Below are 17,876 nucleotides of genomic sequence, written 5' to 3'. Positions count from 1 at the left end.
TATTTAAAACTTCAAAAAATTATGAAAATATTAATTTTTGTAATTTTTACTCAAGACTTTTTCTCCCTTTATGAGTATTATTCAAATAGATTGAAAAACATTCAGATTTTAAACAAAAGCCTAAAATTCAATTTAAATTTTTTAAATTCTATTGACTTTGAAGCTAATAAAAGATTTCCCTTCCTTGATTTCTTTTTCTCTTATTATAATTACAGGGAATTTAATTCTTTTAATTTTCGTTTTGTTCTATTTAAAAAAACAGTTGATACAACTATAAGTTTAGATGGGTTTTTCAGGAAGGCTAATAATTACACAGAGTATTTTCAGGATATTAAATTTAATTATTTGATTAATTTTGAAAAATTAAAATTCTTTTTTAATGTAAAATTCCCCTTATTTTATGAAAAAAAATTTAAGGAATTTTTAACCTTTGATGAAGAGCTCGTAGGGGATTTATATTTTGAAAATTTAAAAGAAGGTTTTGGGATCAAATTTTTGAAAAAATTTATTTACTACATTTATTTTATGCCCGAAATAAAAAGTTTTTATTTGCCCTTTTATTTATACTTAAATAAAAACAAAATTTCCCCTTCTTTTAATATACTCTATTTAAATAAAAATGTTTCCTTTAAAACGGGTTTTTTGAAAAAAGTGAATTTTTTTAACTCAATAAGAGAACATGAGGTTATTTTTGAAACAATTCCATTTATTTTTGAAAATACGGAAAGCCAAATAAATTCACTTTTTTATTCACAAATGGAAATAATTTTTGAAAGGATTTTGTTAAATATAAGTTATAAAAAATTCTTTGAGGATTACTTTGATGCTTTTTTTCTTGAAGGTAATAATTTTTATAAAAAAAAGACAAGTAACTTAGAATTAACTTCTTTTGAATTTGTATTTTTAAATAGAATTTTTATTAAATACCAAAATTTCAGTGATAATATTGACCTGTTTTTTTTAAAATTTAAAATCACTTACAGGCATTTTGTATTTGAACCAGAAGGTATATATTTTATAAAAGATAAATTTATGGTAAATAAATTTAAGGGAGGTTATATTAACAATAAAAAATACTGCATTTATATACAGTATAATTATGTGGAAAAGGAAATTTTTCCCTTAAAAAAGGAGGTGAAATTTGGAATCCAGAAAAGATTTTAAATCTGGATTTGTTTCAATAGTTGGAAGACCAAATGTAGGTAAATCTACCCTATTAAATGCTTTGATAGGAGAATTCGTTTCTATAATCACTCCAAAACCCCAGACAACAAGGGTAAATATACTGGGAATAAAAACAACTCCAAAATATCAAATATGTTTCTATGATACTCCGGGTATGCTTGATAAAATTAAGTATGAATTACATAAGACAATGGTTGAAGAGGTAAAAAAGGTTATAGAGGATGCAGATGTTATTCTTTTAATGGTTGAGCCTGTTCCTGAAATAGGGAGTATTGAAAGGAAGCTAATTGATATGATTAAAAGTTCAGGGAAACCTTCTATACTTATTATTAATAAAATTGACACAATAAACAAAAATGAGTTATTACCTGTTATTGATATATATAGTAAAGAGAATATTTTTAAAGAAATAATTCCTATCTCAGCATCACAAGGAGATGGAATAGATATTGTAGAAAGGGCAATTGTTGATTTATTACCCTATGGAGAAAAGTTTTATGAAGATGAGGAAATTTCCGATAAACCTGAAAGATTCTTTGTTGCAGAATTAATAAGGGAAAAGATTTTTAATCTTTACGGTGAAGAAATTCCCTATTCTTCTGCTGTTGAAATTGAGGAGTGGAGGGAAGAAGAAAAGAGGGTTTACATAAAGGCTATAATCTATGTGGAAAAGGAATCTCAAAAGGGAATTATAATAGGAAAAGGTGGAGAGAAAATCAAGAAGGTAGGAACCTTGGCGAGAAAGGATATAGAGAAAAAACTTCTTAAAAGTGTTTATTTAGATATATGGGTAAAGGTAAAAGAAGGTTGGAGGAGTGACCTTAATTTTTTGAAAAAAATAGGGTATATAAGTTAAAATTTTTTAAAGGAGGTTTTAAATGATGCATTTTTTTATTCCTATATTTATTTTTGGGGGTTTATCAAAAAAAACTTCTAAACAAGTTTATCCTGAAATAATTATAAAAAGTTCAGAATTTGGTTATGGTGAAATGATTCCAGTCAAATATACTTGTGATGGTGAAAATATTTCACCACCTCTTGAATGGGAAAAAATTCCTGAAGAAACAAAAAGCTTTGTTCTTATATGTGATGATCCTGATGCACCAATGGGAACATGGGATCACTGGATACTTTTTAATATACCTAAGGATGTTAAGAAATTATCCCCAGGTATTCAACCTCTTGAAAAACTTGAAAATGGAGCAGTACATGGTAAAAATAGCTGGAATAAACTTGGTTATGGGGGACCTTGCCCGCCTTATGGAACTCACAGATATTTTTTTAAATTATACGCCCTTGACACTACCCTTGACTTAAAACCAGGTGCTACAAAAAAAGAAGTTCTAAAAGCAATGGAGGGGCATATAATCGGATACGGAGAGTTGATGGGAAAATATAAGAGAACTAAATAAAAATTTCTATTAGATTTTGACTTAAAAGCGGCTGGTAAAGAAAGATAGGTTACTTTAAAAAGTTATTCAAAGAGAGTAAAATATTTTTTAATAAATTTAAAACAATTTAGAATGGATTTATAATTTGCTTTTCCTTTCATATTATAGGCGGGTCCGTGGTCAGGAGAAATTCTTAAAAAGGGTAATCCAAGAGAGAGGTGCACTGAAGGTCCTAAAATTTTTGAAGGAATTGTCCCTTGGTCATGGTAAAAAGCAAATATAGCATCAAAATCTTTATAAAGGGAGTATCCAAAAAAAGAATCTGAAGGAAAAAAACCTTTTAAATTTTTTTTGAATTTTATATAATTTTTTAAAAATTTTTCTTCCTCTCCAAATTCTTCACCATGGGGGTTCAGTGATAAAAGTGCTATCTTAGGATTTTTTCTGATAATTTTTTTAATTTCCCTTTTAAAAACTCTTAATCTTTTTAAATAAAAGGCAGGGTCAATAAACTTAAATACTTCCTTTAAAGGTATATGCTGTGTAAAAAGTCCCAGAAATTTATCTTTAAAATAAAAACTCATTATTACTTCAGAAGGATCTTTATTTATTTTTTCACATATGTACTCTGTCTGTCCAAGAAAATTTGGAATTAATTTTCTTATCATTTCCTTTGAAACAGGACCTGTTAAAAGCACACCTTTTTCTTTTTTAACTTTTTCTATTGCCCAGTTTAAGGATTCTATACTGAATTTTGCACCTTTTAATGTGGGATAATTTTTTTCCCCTTTTTTAATTTTATAGATTCCATCAAAAGAAATATTTTTATTATCTAAATTAATTTTAAACTCCTTTGTTTTTTTAATAAAAAAATCAGGATCTGATCCTATTATAATCTCAAAAGAAGTTAATTTAATTTTTGATAAAGATTTTATTAAAATTTCAGGTCCAACACCAAAAGGGTCACCTGGTGCAATAAAAATTTTATGCATTCTTTTTATAAGTGTAATTTATGATTCTTATGAAATTTTCAAGTTCCTCTTTTTTAAAATTTTTCTGTGGTAAATCAAGCACTTCAAATTCAATGCATCTATCAACTAAATCTATTTTGATTTTATCCCCTTTTTTTACTCTATAAGAAGCCTTTACAATTTTTCCATTAGCATAAACATAACCCTTTCTACAAGCTAAATTTGCATAATTTCTGCTCTTTATAAATTTTAAAATCTGTATTAACTTATCTATTCGCAAATTTAAAATTATTAATAAAATATTTCAACATAAACCTTATTTTTTATTTCAGATGCCTTCTTTTTCAGTAATTCCTGAACTTTCTTTTGAAATAAAAGATTCTGCATCATGAATTTTACTTCATCAAAGGAAGGTTTTCCTCCTTTGTTATAGGAAATTCTTTTAAAAATATGATAACCAAAATCAAGATAAAAGGGTCCTAAAATTTCACCATTTTCAGCCTTTAAAAGGGAGCTTCTTACCTCTTCCCTTAATCTATCTATGGGAACAAATCCAAGGTAACCCTTTCTATCTTTTGTTAAAGGGTCTTCTGAATATTTTTTTACTGCCTCCTCAAATCCCTTTTCTTTTGCAAATAAAAATGCCTCTTTTGCTTTTTCTTTTGCTCTTAATGTATCTTCCTTAGATGGCAGGGTAGCAATAACAATCTGTCTTAACCTGATTTTATCTTCTTTTTTATCAACAACCTGAAAGATGAAAAATCCAAGGTCACCCTGAATTGGTTCTATTATTTCTCCCTTTTTATAGGAAAATATTTTTTCTTCTATTTCAGGTGGAAAAGTTCCCCTTTGAATAAAACCTATATCTCCTCCATTTACAGCAGTTGCTTTATCATCAGAGTATTTTAAAGCAATATAGCCAAAATCACTTCCGGATTTAAGTTCCTTAAAAACTTCATCTGCTCTTTTTCTGGCATTCTCAATAATTTTTTCAGAAGGTCTTATCGCAATAAATATATGGGAAAGTTCAAATCCTTCAGGAAGTTCAGGAATTGAGTCTATGTATTTTTTATAAAAATTTTCAAGTTCAGTAGGAGTTATATTGATTTTTGGTGCTATATATTTTGATATATATTTCTGAATATAAAGATTTCTTTCAACCTGTTCTCTGTATTTTACCCTTAACTTTTCTTCATTTAATCCCTCTTTTTTCAGTTCCTCTTTAAAAATAGAGTCTCCCAACTCCTCTTTTATTCTTTTGATTTCATTTTCTATAAAACTTTCAACTTCTTCCTGGGTAACCTTTATTGTAGTATCCTTTTTGGCTTCATAAAGAATTAATTCATTTTCTATTAACTGTTCTAAAATTTTTTTTCTTAAATTTTCTTCTTCCTCCTTTTCAATTTCAGGTTTTAAAATTTTGAAAAAATCAACCATCTCTTTAAGTTCACTTTCAAGAATTGGCTTTTTATCAACAATTGCTATTATTCGGTCACTATAAACTGGAATCTGAGAAAAAAATAATATTAAAATTTTTATCATTCTTAAACTATTTCAATTGATAACCCAACAGCACCACCGCCTCCGAGACATAAAGCGGCAAATCCCTTCTTTTTATTATAATGTTTGAGAGCATAAATGAGAGTCACAAGAATTCTTGCTCCCGAAGCTCCTATTGGATGTCCTATTGCAATGGCTCCTCCATGAACATTTATTTTATTTATATCAAGATCAAGGGCTTTTATATCAGCAAGAATTTGAGCTGCAAAAGCCTCATTAATCTCCATCAAATCAAAGTCATTGGGATTTTTTAATCCAGATTTTTCAGTTAATTTTTTAATAGCTCCTATTGGAGCAAAAAATAAATCTTTTGGTTCAACAAAATTTGAAGAATAGCTAATTACCCTTGCAAGAGGTTTTAAATTTAATTCCTTTACCATTTTTTCTGAAGCTACTATAACACAGGCAGCACCATCATTTAGACCAGGTGCATTACCAGCTGTGACTGTTCCATCCTTTTCAAAAACAGGCTTTAAAGCAGCAAGTTTTTCAAGGGAAGTATCCTCTCTTACAGATTCATCCCTATCTATTATCTTTTCACCTTCCTTTGTTTTAATACTTATTGGTAAAATTTCTTCTTTAAATTTGCCTTCCTTATGAGCTTTTACAGCTTTCATGTGGCTTTCATAGGCAAATTTATCCTGTTCTTCTCTTTTTATTCCTGCCTTTTTTGCAGTATATTCAGCAAGATTACCCATATGCTTGTCATTAAAAGAACACCATAATCCATCATAAACCATATGATCAATTAATTTAGCTTCTCCATATTTTATTCCTGCCCTCAAATAAGTAAGATGAGGTGCATTTGTCATTGATTCCATCCCGCCACATACAGCAATTTCTATATCACCTGCTTTTATTGCTTGAACTCCAAGCATAATAGCTTTGAGACCTGAACCACATACTTTATTGATGGTAAAGGAGGGAATTTCTGGGTTTAAACCAGCTTTTATTGCTGCTATTCTTGCGGGTGCTTGTCCGAGCCCTGCTGGTAATACACAGCCCATTATAACTTCATCAATTTTTTCCTTTGGAATATTTGCCCTTTTAACTGCTTCTTTAATTACCATACCCCCAAGGTCTGTTGCAGAAAAAGAAGATAAATTACCGAGTATTTTTCCTACTGGTGTTCTAACAGCTGAAACAATAAAGATTTCTTTCATTTTAAATTTATGGAATTTTCATGGGTTTGAACCTGATAAAACTTTATTTTAATATATTTTAATGATAAAAGTAAAGGTAAGGTTTTATGAAGAGTTAAGTGATTATCTTCCTTTGGATTTAAGAAAAAGAGAGTTTGAAATTGAAATAGAAGAAGGGAAAAAGGTAAGGGATATTTTAAAAATTTTTGGAATAAAAGAAAGAGAGGTTCACCTTATTCTTGTAAATGGTGAAAATTCTTTTTTAGATAGGGAAATAAAAGAAGGTGATAGAGTTTCTTTCTATCCAATTTTTGAGACAATTGATATAAGTCCAATTAAGATAATTAATGAAAAGAGGGTGAAAGAAAGCATATACGAATTTAGAGGTGATTATACGATATGCCTTGTTTGTGAAAGGAGATGTAAATTGAAAAGGGGAGATGTTGGTTTCTGTAAAACAAGAATGAATGTTGAAGGTAAAGTATATACACTTATTTATGGTGATATTTCTTCTATATGTGTAAATCCAATTGAAAAGAAGCCCTTCTTTCATTTTTACCCTGGAACAAAAGCCTTAACAGCTTCATCCTGGTCTTGTAATTTTTTATGTCCCTGGTGTCAGAATTATGAGATAAGTAAGGCTCCATATAATATCGGAAAAGGTAAATTTATTTCTCCAGAAAAATTTATTGATTTAATGGAAAAATTTAAATGTGAAGGGACAAGTATTTCTTTCAATGAACCAACTCTTTTACTTGAGTATTCTCTTGATTTGTTTAAGCTTGCAAAAAAGAAAAATTATTACAATACTTTTGTTTCAAATGGTTATATGACAGAAAAAGCTTTAAATTTGCTTATAGATTCAGGTCTTGATGCTATTAACTTTGATATAAAGGGTAACAGAGAATTTGTTAAAAGATACTGTGGTGCTGATTTAGAAAAGATCTGGAGAAATATAAAAATTGCAAAAGAAAAGGGGCTCTGGGTTGAAATTATAACCCTTGTTATAGAAGGCTATAATGACAGGGAAGAGGATATAAGGGAAATTGCAAGGAGAATAAGAGACGAAATAGGAGAAGATATTCCTTATCATTTAACAAGATATTTCCCTGCTTATAAATTTGATGCACCGCCAACATCCGTAAAAAGGCTTGAAATTTTAAGGGATATAGCAAAGGAGGAAGGTCTTTATTATGTTTATATAGGTAATGTTCCAGGTCATAGATACGAAAATACTTATTGTCATAAATGTGGAACTTTGTTGATAAAAAGGTATATTTTTGATATTATTGAAAACAGGATCATAAATGGAAAGTGTTTTAATTGCGGTGAAAATATCAGAGGTTTTTTTAAAATTCTTGAAAGTTAATTAATTTTGGAATAAAATATTTAAATGAGAATTTTATTTTTAATTTTATTTATAACTTTATCGTGTGTAACAGTTTATGAGCATCATGGTCCACCACCTCATGCTAAGGCTTACGGTTTAAGAAAAAAAATTGTTTACTGGTATTATCCTTCACTTGAAATATATTACCATCCGGAAAGAAATGTTTATATAATTTTTCAAGGAGGGAAATGGGTAGAAGTGATTGAAAAACCGAAGGATATTGAGATATATGATTATGTAGTAATAGAAACAGAGGAGGAAAAACCCTGGCTTAAACATTCTTATTACAAAATGAAGTATCCAGCTAAAAAGGGTAAAGAGAAAGGTAAAAAATAGCGATTAACTTTATTAATTCATAATAAATCTTGAAAGTTAATGTTTTAATTGAATAAAATTTATCTTTAAGGTTCAATTCCTTCTTTCTTTTCTTAAATCATCTTAAAGGAGGAATAAAATGAATTTTAATGTTAAACCCTTTAAAAACGAACCTTTTACCGATTTTACTAAAAAGGAAAATATTGAAATTTTTCAAAATGAAATTAAAAAAATAGAATCAGAATTTGGAAAAAAATATCCATTAATAATCGGAGGAGAGAAAATTTATACAAAAGAAACATTTAAAAGTATAAATCCTTCTAAAAAAGACGAAGTAATTGGAGAATTTTCAATTGCTGAAAAGGAACACATTGAAAAGGCACTTGAAGTTGCCTGGAAAGCTTTTGAAGAATGGAAAAGAATTCCTGCAAAAGAAAGGGCAAGCATTCTTTTGAGGGCTGCTTATCTTTTAAGAAAAAGGAAACACGAATTTTCTGCTACGATGGTTCTTGAAGTAGGAAAAAATTATGCTGAAGCAGATGCTGATACAGCAGAAGCTATAGATTATCTTGAATTCTATGCAAGAGAGGCTGTAAGGTACGGAGAATTTCAGCCTTTAACACCTTTTGAGGGTGAAATTCCAGAATATTTTTATATTCCCCTTGGTGTTGGAGTAGTAATTCCGCCTTGGAATTTTCCCCTTGCTATTACTCTTGGAATGACAACTGCTGCAATTGTTACAGGTAATTGTGTTATTTTGAAGCCTTCTTCTGATGCACCTTTAATTGCCTATAAATTTGTAGAACTCATGTATGAAGCAGGTCTCCCGAAAGGTGTTCTCAATTTCCTTACTGGTTCAGGTTCTAAGGTGGGTGACCCTCTTGTTGCTCATCCTAAAACCAGGTTTATTGCCTTTACAGGTTCAAGGGAGGTGGGCTCTTATATTTATGAACTTGCTTCAAAGGTTCAGCCGGGTCAGAAGTGGTTAAAGAGGGTAATAGCAGAAATGGGAGGTAAGGATGCAATAATTATTGATAGTGAAGCAGATCTTCTCGATGCAGTAAAATGGACCATTGTTTCAGCCTTTGGTTTTCAAGGTCAAAAGTGTTCTGCCTGTTCAAGACTTATAGTTCATCAGGATGTTTATGATAAGGTTATTGAAATGCTTAAAGAGGAAACAAAAAAGATAAAGATAGGTCCAGCAAAGGAAAATTACTTTATGGGACCTGTTATAAATGAGTCCTCTGAGAAAAAGATACTTAGTTACATTGAGATAGGAAAAAAGGAAGGTAAATTGTTAACTGGGGGTAAAAAAGCAGATTTAGAGGAAGGTTTTTACATAGAGCCAACAATATTTTATGATGTTGATGAAAATGCAAGGATAGCTCAGGAGGAAATTTTCGGTCCTCTTCTTTCTGTTATAAAAGCAAAGGATTTTGACGATGCTATAAGGATTGCAAACAACTCTGATTATGGATTAACAGGTTCAGTTTTCTCTTTAAATAGAAAGAACATAATAAAGGCAAAGGAAGAGTTTTTTGTTGGTAATTTATATATTAACAGAAAATGCACAGGTGCTCTTGTTGATGTTCATCCCTTTGGTGGATTTAATATGTCAGGAACGGATTCAAAGGCAGGTGGAAGGGATTATCTATTACTTTTCTTACAGGGAAAAAGTGTTTCAGAAAGGATTAGCTTTTAAAGGATACTTATAAAAATATTGTTGAAAAAGTTTAGTTTTTAAAATTATAATATGAAGATGATTTATTATTTATTGATTTCACGTCATGGAAAAGATTGAGAGAGGAAATAAAAAAATTTTAGATGAAAAAATAATAAGAGAAAATAAAGGAAAGAGAATTATTGATTTTGTTAAAGATGAAAATTTTCTTGCTGCTATAGTTGACGGAAATCCAAAGGATTTAAGTTACATAATTAAAGGGACTGAAAAAGAGATAAAACTTGTTGATTTTGAACACCCTTTAGGAAGAGAGACTTTTTGGCACACTTCTTCGCATGTGATGGCTCAGGCAGTTAAGGAACTTTTTCCTTTTGCAAAATTAACAATAGGACCTCCCATTGAGAATGGATTTCACTATGATTTTTTTATGGGTGACAAAACCTTTACTCCAGAAGACCTTGAAAAGATTGAAAAAAGAGCAAAAGAAATCATTGAGAGAGATTTAAAAGTCGAGAGAATTGAAATAAAAAAGGAAGAGGCTCTTAAAATTTTTAAAGAAAGAGGTGAGGATTTTAAGATTGAGCTTATAAATGAAATCAAAGATGATATAGTGAGTTGTTATAAACAGGGTGATTTTATTGATTTATGTACAGGTCCACATCTTGTAAGGACTGGTCTTATTAAGTCCTTTAAAATTCTTTCCTCTTCATCCTCTTACTGGAGAAAAAATGAAAAAGGTCCGGTTCTTCAAAGAATTTACGGGATTTCTTTTCCTCAAGAAGAGCTTTTAAAGGATTATTTAAATAAAATTGAAGAAGCAAAAAAAAGGGATCATAGAAAACTGGGAAAAGAACTTTCGCTTTTTATTTCTTCAGAGGATGTTGGGGCAGGTCTTATTTTATGGCTTCCAAAAGGTGCATTTATAAGGAGAGAAATAGAAAATTTTCTTTTTAGAGAACATTTAAAAAGAGGTTATCTTCCTGTTTATACTCCTCATGTTGGTAAAAGTAAATTATGGGAAATATCAGGGCATCTTAATTTTTATAGAGAGAACATGTATCCTGAAATGGAATTTTCTGAAGAGGGTTCTTATTTTATAAAACCGATGAACTGTCCCTTTCATATTCAGATTTATAAAAATGAATTAAGGAGTTACAGAGATTTACCCCTTAGATTGTTTGAGTTTGGAACAGTTTATAGATATGAAAGAAGTGGTGTTTTACATGGTTTAACAAGGGTAAGAGGATTTACTCAAGATGATGCCCATATATTCTGTACACCCTATCAAGTTGAAGATGAAATAAAAGGAGTCATTGATTTTGCCTTATTTGTTCTTTCAAAGTTTGGTTTTAAGGATTATAAGGTTTATATTTCCACAAGACCTGAGCAGTATGTGGGAACACCCCAGATGTGGGATTTGGCGACAGAATCTCTTATAAAAGCAGCAAAAGAAGCTTCTCTTAAATTTGAGATTGCAGAAGGTGAAGGTGCTTTTTATGGCCCGAAAATTGATATTTTAATAAGGGATGCTATAGGAAGAGAATGGCAATGTACAACAATTCAATTTGATTTCAATTTACCTCAAAGATTTGATTTAACTTTTAGAGATAGTGATGGAAAGGATAAAAAACCCTATATGATACACAGGGCACTACTTGGTTCCTTTGAAAGATTTTTTGGTGTTTTAATTGAACAATATGAGGGAAATTTCCCTTTATGGCTTTCTCCTGAGCAGGTAAGAATTTTACCTTTAAGTGAAAAAATCTTTGATTATGCAAGAAAAATTGAAGATATTTTAAAAAAAGAGGGTTTAAGGTGTAAAATTGATTATGAAAATGAAAAAATTGGATATAAAATCAGAAAGGCAGAAATTGAAAAAGTTCCATATATTCTTGTTGTTGGAAAAAAAGAAGAGGAGAATAAAACAGTGTCAGTCAGAAAACATGGGGAAGGGGAGTTGGGTTCAATGAGTATTGAAGAATTTATTTCAAGAATCAAAGGAGAACTTGAAAATAGTTAGGTTCTATTTCCTTAAAAAATTTTCTTTATTTTCTTTTTGATTAAAGTTCGAAAAAATTTCTTAATTAGGTTCAATTCCTTCAAAAAATTATTTTTATTTTATGGGAAGAAAATGGTATCCAAGAGGTCCGGTTGCAAGAGATAGAGAGCCTTATAGGATAAATGAAGAAATAAAGGTAAAAGAGATAAAGGTTGTTGATGAGAATGGAAAGTTTTTAGGGGTAATGCCGACAAGGGAAGCTCTTGAACTTGCTTATGAAAAGGGTCTTGACCTTGTTGAGATAGTTCCAACAGACAATCCACCACTTTGTAAAATACTTGATTATGGAAAATTCAAATATGAAATGAAAAAAAAGAAGAAACATACAAAAACTGCAGAAGAAAAAGAGATTTCATTCAGACCATCCACAAGTGAACATGATCTTCAGCTTAAAATTAAGAAGATGCGAGAATTTATAGAAACTGGTCATAAGGTAAAGGTTAGGTTATTTTTTAAGGGGAGGGAGATAGTTTTAGTTGATACTCAGGGTAAGGCAATAATGGAAAAGTTCTTTGAAAAAGTAAAGGATTTTGCAGAACCTGAGGGGGAAATTAAAAAAGTGGGAGATAGGCAAATTGTTGTTATAATGAAACCAAAAAAGAAATAATTGTATAATTAAAAAATCAGGAGGTGGAAAATGGGAAATAAAACAATTGAAATTGTAGAAGAGGGAATTGGTGAATTAATACAAAAACCGGATGTGGAGGAATTTAGGAAATTTGTAAGAGAGAAAAAAAGGAGAGCTTTAGTTGAAAAAGTAATGGATGAGAAGGAGGCTGTTAGTCAATTTATAAAAGATGGAGATTATATAGGAGTTGAACTTTATGGAACTGTCAGAGCTCCCCTTTCAATAATAAGGGAAATTGTAAGACAGGGGAAAAAGGATTTGCGTCTTGCAGGTCAGGGATTACTTGAAATAGATTACCTTTTGGCAGCAGATCTTGTAACTGCAATGGATGTAACATATATAGGTTATGAAGTATTAGGTTTATCACCTATATTCCGAAGGGCTGCTGAAAATGGAAAAGTAAAAATTGTTGAATGGTCTAATGCTGCAATGGCCTGGAGATTTAAAGCTGCTGCTATGGGTGTTCCCTTTATCCCTATTAGAAGTATGCTTGGCAGTGATACCTTCAAATATTCAGCAGCAAAAGTAATAAAGTGTCCTTTTACAGGTATAAAGTTATGTCTATTACCTGCATTAATTCTTGATGTGGGAATTATACATGTTCATAAGGCTGATAAATATGGTAACTGTGTTATAGAAGGTATTTCTGGATTTGCCTTTGAAATGGCAAGAGCTTCAAAAAGGCTCATAATAAGCACAGAAGAGATTGTTTCAACTGACGAAATAAGAAGGTATCCAGAAAAAACAATCATTCCCTATTTTCTTACTGATGCTGTTGTTTATGCCCCTTTTGGTTCCCATCCAGGTGAGATGGTTTATTTATATGAAAGGGATGAAGAACATTTAAAGATGTTTTTAAGGATGTGCGAAACAGAGGAAGGGACAAAAAAATATATGGATGAGTATGTATATTCTGTTAAAAATCATAAGGAATACCTTGAAAAAATTGGAATTGAAAAATTGATGAAATTAAAATATGAAAAAATGGGGAGGTAAAAGATGAAATATTCAAAAACTGAACTTATGATTTGTGTTGCAGCAAGGTTAATGGAAGATTACTCTACATGTTTTATAGGAACAGGTATTCCGATGCTTGCAGCTTCTTTAGCTCAAAAACTTCATGCTCCCCATATTATTCCAATATTTGAATTTGGAGGAATTGGGGCTAACTTAAAAAAATTACCAAGAGCAGTTGGTGAGGGAAGAACTTTTTATAGAGCACTTGCAGCAACTGGAATTTGTGATATTATGGAATCTGCTCAAAGGGGTTTTATTGATTATGGGTTTTTAGGTGGTGCTCAAATTGATCCTTACGGAAATTTAAACACAACGGTTATAGGAGATTATTCAAGACCAAAGGTAAGATTGCCCGGTAGTGGAGGAGGAAATGATGTAGGTTCCCTTTGCTGGAGAACAATTATTATAATGAAACATGAAAAAAAGAGATTTGTTGAAAAAGTTGATTTTATAACAACCCCCGGATATTTAGGAGGAAAAGGAAAAAGAGAGGAAAGTGGTTTACCAGAAGGAACAGGTCCTTATAGAGTTGTGACAGATTTAGCTCTTCTTGATTTTGATGAAGAAACAAAGAGAATGCGTGTTATTTCTCTTCATCCAGGTGTTATGCTTGAAGAGGTTAAAGAAAATACAGGTTTTGAACTCCTTGTAAAGGAACCCCTTGAGGTGACACCTGAGCCAACTGAGGAGGAACTTAGAATATTAAGAGAGGAAGTGGATAAAGAAAGATATTACATTTGAAATATCAAGAAGCGAAATATTTCACACCCTAAAGGTTGTAGGCACCATAGAATTATAAGATCAAGGAAATAAATGTTAGAAAAAGGGTAGGCGCAGGCTTTAGCCTGCGAAATATTTCTTATATTAAGGATGAAGGTGATAGATGAAAAGATTAATTTTAGTTTTTTTAGGTTTATAGCCTTTTATAGTGTTAAATATGTTGCATCACCAAAAAAAGAAGTAAAATTAATAGGGAGGTAGAACCGGTTAAATTGAAACCTCACAAAGAGGTTGGTATACTTTATGTGGTTTATTTCCCTTCACAGATAACTCACCTGAAGATATAATTCAGAAATATAATTTAAAAAATGTTAAGGCAAAAAGTTATGTAAGTTTTATAGATTATTTAATTTCTTTCTTTACGAGCTCGTTTACAGTTGTTACTCTTACAGTAGAAATTGAAGGAGAACCTGCACAATAAAATAAAATTTTAAATTTAATTCCAACCTTTCCCTATTTTATAAAAATTTGAAAACTACTAAAAGTTATTTAAAAACTCTCTACCCTTTTTAAAGGTAGCTAAATTTATTTCAAGTTTGTTTTCTGGAACTTTACTTTTAATTATTTCTTCCCATGTTTTTATTTCAAAGGGTAAAAAATTGGAAAGAAACCCGAGAAAAAATATATTTAATACTCTTATATCTTTAAGTTCTTCTGATATTTTTTTTGCAGGAATTATGAAAAGTTTGGAAGAAATACTTTTAAGTTTTTTTTCAACATCCTTTGGATAACTTGTAAGCCCAAGAGAAACAAGTGGTGGTATAATTTCTAAATCACTCATTATTATTAAGGGTTCATCCCTTTTTAAATAATGAACCCATCTTAAGGTTTCAGCTTTTTCAAAGGAAAGTAAGATATCTCCTTTGCCCTTTTCAATAATTGGTGAATAAACTTTTTCCCCAATCCTTACATGAGAGAATACACTTCCTCCTCTTTGAGACATTCCATGGACTTCACTTTTTTTAATATCGAATCCAGATTCCATTGCTGTAAGAGCAAGTATCTCAGAAGCAAGTAAAATTCCCTGACCTCCGACACCGCATATTATTATATTGAATTCTTTCTTTTCCATTTTAACTTATAGCCCCCTTAGGACAAATTTCTTTACAGACTTCACATCCTACACATAAAAGGGGTGATATAGAAATTTTACCATTTAAAGCTGAGATTGCAGGGCATCCAAGTCTTATACATGCCTTACATTTTTCACCAAGGCACTTTTCTTCATCAATTTTCATTTTAGGTTTTTTTGAAAAATTTTCTCTTACTTCCTTTAAGAGGGCACAGGGTCTTTTTGAAATTATAACATTTAAATTTTTACTTTCAACAGCTTTTTTAATGGTTTTTAATGTTTCCTTTAAATTGTAAGAATCAACTTCATAAATTTCCTCAACTCCTATTGCTTTTACAATGTCATAGATATTAATTTCTTTTGTTTTCTCTCCCTTTGCAGTTATTCCTGTTCCAGGGTGGTCCTGATGACCTGTCATTGCTGTTGTTCTATTATCAAGAATTATAAGGGTCATTTTCCCCTTATTGTAAACTGCGTCAATTAAACCTGTTATACCAGAATGAAGGAATGTTGAATCACCTATGACAGCCACTATTTTCTCTTTTCCTGCTTTTTCAAAACCAATAGCATTTCCAATTGATGCCCCCATACAGATGCATGTATCCATTGCGTTATGTGGAGGGAGTGCTCCAAGGGTATAACATCCAATATCACCTAAAACAGTTACTTTTAACCTTGAAAGAGAATAAAAAATACCTGTATGAGGGCAACCTGGGCAGAGTTGGGGTGGTCTTTTAACAGTTTCAAAGTTTTCTGGGTGAGGTAATTCTTCATTTTTGTATCCCTTTCTAATAATATCACAGGAAAGTTCGTCTAAAATAGGAAAATATTTTTTCCCTTCAGCTTTGAATCCAAGGATTTTTATTTCCTCTTCAATAAATGGTTCATTTTCTTCAACAACTATAACTTCTTTAACATTTTTGTAAAATTCTTTAAAAAGTTCTTCAGGAAAAGGAAAAACCATCCCAAGTTTTAAGAACCATGCATCTTCAAATACTTCTTTTGCATAATTATATGAAACACCTGAAGTAACAATACCGAGACTATTTTTACCCTTTTCAATTCTGTTTATTTCAATTTTTGAGGAGAGTTTTTTTAATTCTAAAATTTTTTCTTCAAGAATTTTATGCCGATTTTTTGCGTTTGCTGGAAGAAGAACAAACTTTGAAAAATTTTTTGTATAATCCTTTAAAGGAATCTCTTTTCTTTCATTTACAAAAACAATTCCCTTTGTATGGGAGACCCTTGTTGTTAATCTAACTAAAACAGGAATTTCAAATTTTTCAGATAATTCAAAGGCAATTTTAACAAAATCATAAGCTTCCTGGGGGTTAGAAGGTTCAAGTAGGGGTATTTTTGCAAATTTGGCGTATCTTCTGTTATCCTGTTCATTCTGAGAGGAATGCATTCCAGGGTCATCACAGGTAACAATTACAAATCCAGCATTAATACCTGAATAGGCAGAGGAGAATAAAGGGTCAGCAGCAACATTAAGACCTACATGTTTCATTGATACTATTGCTCTTTTTCCTCCTATTGCTGCCCCTAATGCTACTTCAAAAGCCACCTTTTCATTTGTTGACCATTCCGCCTCAATTTCCTTATATTTTGCGAGATTTTCAAGAATTTCAGTAGAGGGAGTTCCCGGGTAACTGGCAGCAACACTTACACCAGATTCCCAGGCACCTCTTGCAAGTGCTTCATTACCTGATAAAAATAATTTATTTTTCACAATTCCCCTCCATCTTTTGCAATAAAAAAGTTAGTAGTATAAATAATAAAGGAAAGATTTTTGATTTTCAAATTTCAATTTAGTTTAAAATAGAGTATTTGTGGAAGTTAGCATCTAAAAAGGGATAGGTAAATAGACAGAGTAAAATCACGAAGATCCCTACAACATTTGAAACTTTATTTCTTTTCATTATTAACCCAGTCTAATAAGATACAAAAAGACATTTTGTAGCCTATCCGTAGCAAGAATTGTTCATATTTTTGCTTAAAACTAATAATATTTAAATATCCATGTAACAAGAGACATAATAATGAAAAAAAAAATTATCATATAGTATTTTAGGGTTTAGTTCAAATTCAGCACCCTTATATTTCCCTGATCTTTATTTAACCAATTTATAAGGGTCTTATTATATATAACAATTTAAAAAGCCTTTTTTTAAGCATCTTGAATTTTTTTATGATTAAAAAATTTTTAGTTTTTGACCCTAAATAAATCTTTATTTTAAAATTAAAATATTACAGCCGAAACAATAAATATTCTTGCATTTATTTTGGGAGCTCTTGCTTTAATTCAACCCTTTATTTTATCTTATTTTACAAACAAACTTATACAAAAAGAGGATGAAAGGGCGAAGAAGATGATTGAAGCAACACAAAGAATGATTGATGAAGGGAATAAGAGACTTGAAAAATTTATAATGGAGACACAGAGAATGATTGACGAAGGGAATAAGAGACTTGAAATACTCCTATCAGAAGTTATTAAAAGAGTTTAATTAATTGAATTATCTTAAATGTCTAATAATTTCTAATACTTTTCTATTTTCTTCTTTAGAAAAAGAAATGTAGTTTAATCTTGAATCCAAGAGAATTTAAAATTAAAAAATTATTTTCTTTATTTTCCCAATAATTATGGGTAATCAAAAATCTATTTTTAAATTTTGGATTAAA

At 30.5% G+C, this 17,876-nt stretch carries 17 protein-coding genes; 11 read left to right on the top strand and 6 right to left on the bottom strand.

Going from position 1 to position 17,876, the window contains the following annotated elements; all coding sequences use genetic code 11:
• Window positions 1–21: 21 nt before the first annotated feature.
• From ABIN17_06545 to ABIN17_06535, 3 genes are read left to right on the top strand one after another with little or no spacing between them, the layout of a single operon-like run.
• A complete protein-coding gene (locus ABIN17_06545) occupies window positions 22–1,164 on the top strand; it encodes a hypothetical protein (protein MEO0284709.1) in 1,143 nt (380 codons plus the stop codon).
• Window positions 1,142–2,041 carry a GTPase Era gene (era, locus tag ABIN17_06540; protein ID MEO0284708.1) on the top strand — a complete coding sequence of 300 codons (900 nt, stop codon included), beginning with the start codon at window positions 1,142–1,144 and terminating at the stop codon, window positions 2,039–2,041. Before ABIN17_06545 ends, era begins: the two co-directional genes overlap by 23 nt.
• Before the next feature lie 22 nt (window positions 2,042–2,063).
• Window positions 2,064–2,597, top strand: coding sequence for a YbhB/YbcL family Raf kinase inhibitor-like protein (locus ABIN17_06535; GenBank protein ID MEO0284707.1), 534 nt, complete (start codon window positions 2,064–2,066; stop codon window positions 2,595–2,597).
• A 62-nt stretch (window positions 2,598–2,659) separates the two neighbouring features.
• On the opposite strand, the gene ABIN17_06530 is transcribed toward ABIN17_06535, so the two are convergent.
• From ABIN17_06530 to ABIN17_06515, 4 genes are read right to left on the bottom strand one after another with little or no spacing between them, the layout of a single operon-like run.
• Window positions 2,660–3,568 carry a 4-hydroxythreonine-4-phosphate dehydrogenase PdxA gene (locus ABIN17_06530; protein MEO0284706.1) on the bottom strand — a complete coding sequence of 303 codons (909 nt, stop codon included), beginning with the start codon at window positions 3,566–3,568 and terminating at the stop codon, window positions 2,660–2,662.
• Window positions 3,561–3,827, bottom strand: coding sequence for a S4 domain-containing protein (locus ABIN17_06525; protein MEO0284705.1), 267 nt, complete (start codon window positions 3,825–3,827; stop codon window positions 3,561–3,563). Before ABIN17_06525 ends, ABIN17_06530 begins: the two co-directional genes overlap by 8 nt.
• 11 nt (window positions 3,828–3,838) lie before the next feature.
• On the bottom strand, window positions 3,839–5,089 hold the full coding sequence (locus ABIN17_06520; protein ID MEO0284704.1) for a peptidylprolyl isomerase: 1,251 nt from the start codon (window positions 5,087–5,089) through the stop codon (window positions 3,839–3,841).
• 2 nt (window positions 5,090–5,091) lie between these two features.
• Complete coding sequence (locus ABIN17_06515) at window positions 5,092–6,270, bottom strand: acetyl-CoA C-acetyltransferase (protein ID MEO0284703.1); 1,179 nt, start codon at window positions 6,268–6,270, stop codon at window positions 5,092–5,094.
• 61 nt (window positions 6,271–6,331) lie between these two features.
• On the opposite strand from ABIN17_06515, the gene amrS reads away from it, so the two are divergent.
• The 7 genes from amrS to ABIN17_06480 all read left to right on the top strand — a co-directional run bounded on the left by amrS (window position 6,332) and on the right by ABIN17_06480 (window position 14,080).
• Window positions 6,332–7,618 (top strand): AmmeMemoRadiSam system radical SAM enzyme, encoded by a 1,287-nt coding sequence (amrS, locus tag ABIN17_06510; GenBank protein ID MEO0284702.1) that lies wholly within the window; start codon window positions 6,332–6,334, stop codon window positions 7,616–7,618.
• Window positions 7,619–7,642: 24 nt separating this feature from the next.
• Complete coding sequence (locus tag ABIN17_06505; GenBank protein ID MEO0284701.1) at window positions 7,643–7,975, top strand: hypothetical protein; 333 nt, start codon at window positions 7,643–7,645, stop codon at window positions 7,973–7,975.
• A 118-nt stretch (window positions 7,976–8,093) separates the two neighbouring features.
• Window positions 8,094–9,656 carry an L-glutamate gamma-semialdehyde dehydrogenase gene (gene pruA / locus ABIN17_06500; protein MEO0284700.1) on the top strand — a complete coding sequence of 521 codons (1,563 nt, stop codon included), beginning with the start codon at window positions 8,094–8,096 and terminating at the stop codon, window positions 9,654–9,656.
• Window positions 9,657–9,741: 85 nt separating this feature from the next.
• Window positions 9,742–11,655: a threonine--tRNA ligase gene (gene thrS, locus ABIN17_06495; protein ID MEO0284699.1), complete on the top strand. Its 1,914-nt coding sequence runs from the start codon at window positions 9,742–9,744 to the stop codon at window positions 11,653–11,655.
• 100 nt (window positions 11,656–11,755) lie between these two features.
• Window positions 11,756–12,301, top strand: a complete 546-nt coding sequence (gene infC, locus ABIN17_06490; protein ID MEO0284698.1) for a translation initiation factor IF-3 — start codon at window positions 11,756–11,758, stop codon at window positions 12,299–12,301.
• A 30-nt stretch (window positions 12,302–12,331) separates the two neighbouring features.
• On the top strand, window positions 12,332–13,318 hold the full coding sequence (locus ABIN17_06485; GenBank protein MEO0284697.1) for a CoA-transferase: 987 nt from the start codon (window positions 12,332–12,334) through the stop codon (window positions 13,316–13,318).
• A gap of 3 nt (window positions 13,319–13,321) precedes the next feature.
• A complete protein-coding gene (locus ABIN17_06480; GenBank protein MEO0284696.1) occupies window positions 13,322–14,080 on the top strand; it encodes a CoA-transferase in 759 nt (252 codons plus the stop codon).
• 517 nt (window positions 14,081–14,597) lie between these two features.
• Here ABIN17_06480 and ABIN17_06475 read toward each other — a convergent pair.
• The gene (locus ABIN17_06475; protein MEO0284695.1) at window positions 14,598–15,191 is read right to left on the bottom strand and encodes an indolepyruvate oxidoreductase subunit beta; all 594 of its coding nucleotides are present in this window, start codon (window positions 15,189–15,191) and stop codon (window positions 14,598–14,600) included.
• Window position 15,192: 1 nt separating this feature from the next.
• The gene (gene iorA / locus ABIN17_06470; protein MEO0284694.1) at window positions 15,193–16,923 is read right to left on the bottom strand and encodes an indolepyruvate ferredoxin oxidoreductase subunit alpha; all 1,731 of its coding nucleotides are present in this window, start codon (window positions 16,921–16,923) and stop codon (window positions 15,193–15,195) included.
• A gap of 553 nt (window positions 16,924–17,476) precedes the next feature.
• Between iorA and ABIN17_06465 the strand changes: the two genes are divergently transcribed.
• On the top strand, window positions 17,477–17,701 hold the full coding sequence (locus ABIN17_06465) for a hypothetical protein (GenBank protein MEO0284693.1): 225 nt from the start codon (window positions 17,477–17,479) through the stop codon (window positions 17,699–17,701).
• Window positions 17,702–17,876 lie beyond the last annotated feature (175 nt).

This window comes from candidate division WOR-3 bacterium (assembly GCA_039803925.1).
Lineage (GTDB): Bacteria > Hydrothermota > Hydrothermia > Hydrothermales > JAJRUZ01 > JBCNVI01.
This window is presented reverse-complemented; position numbering and strand designations above follow the sequence as displayed.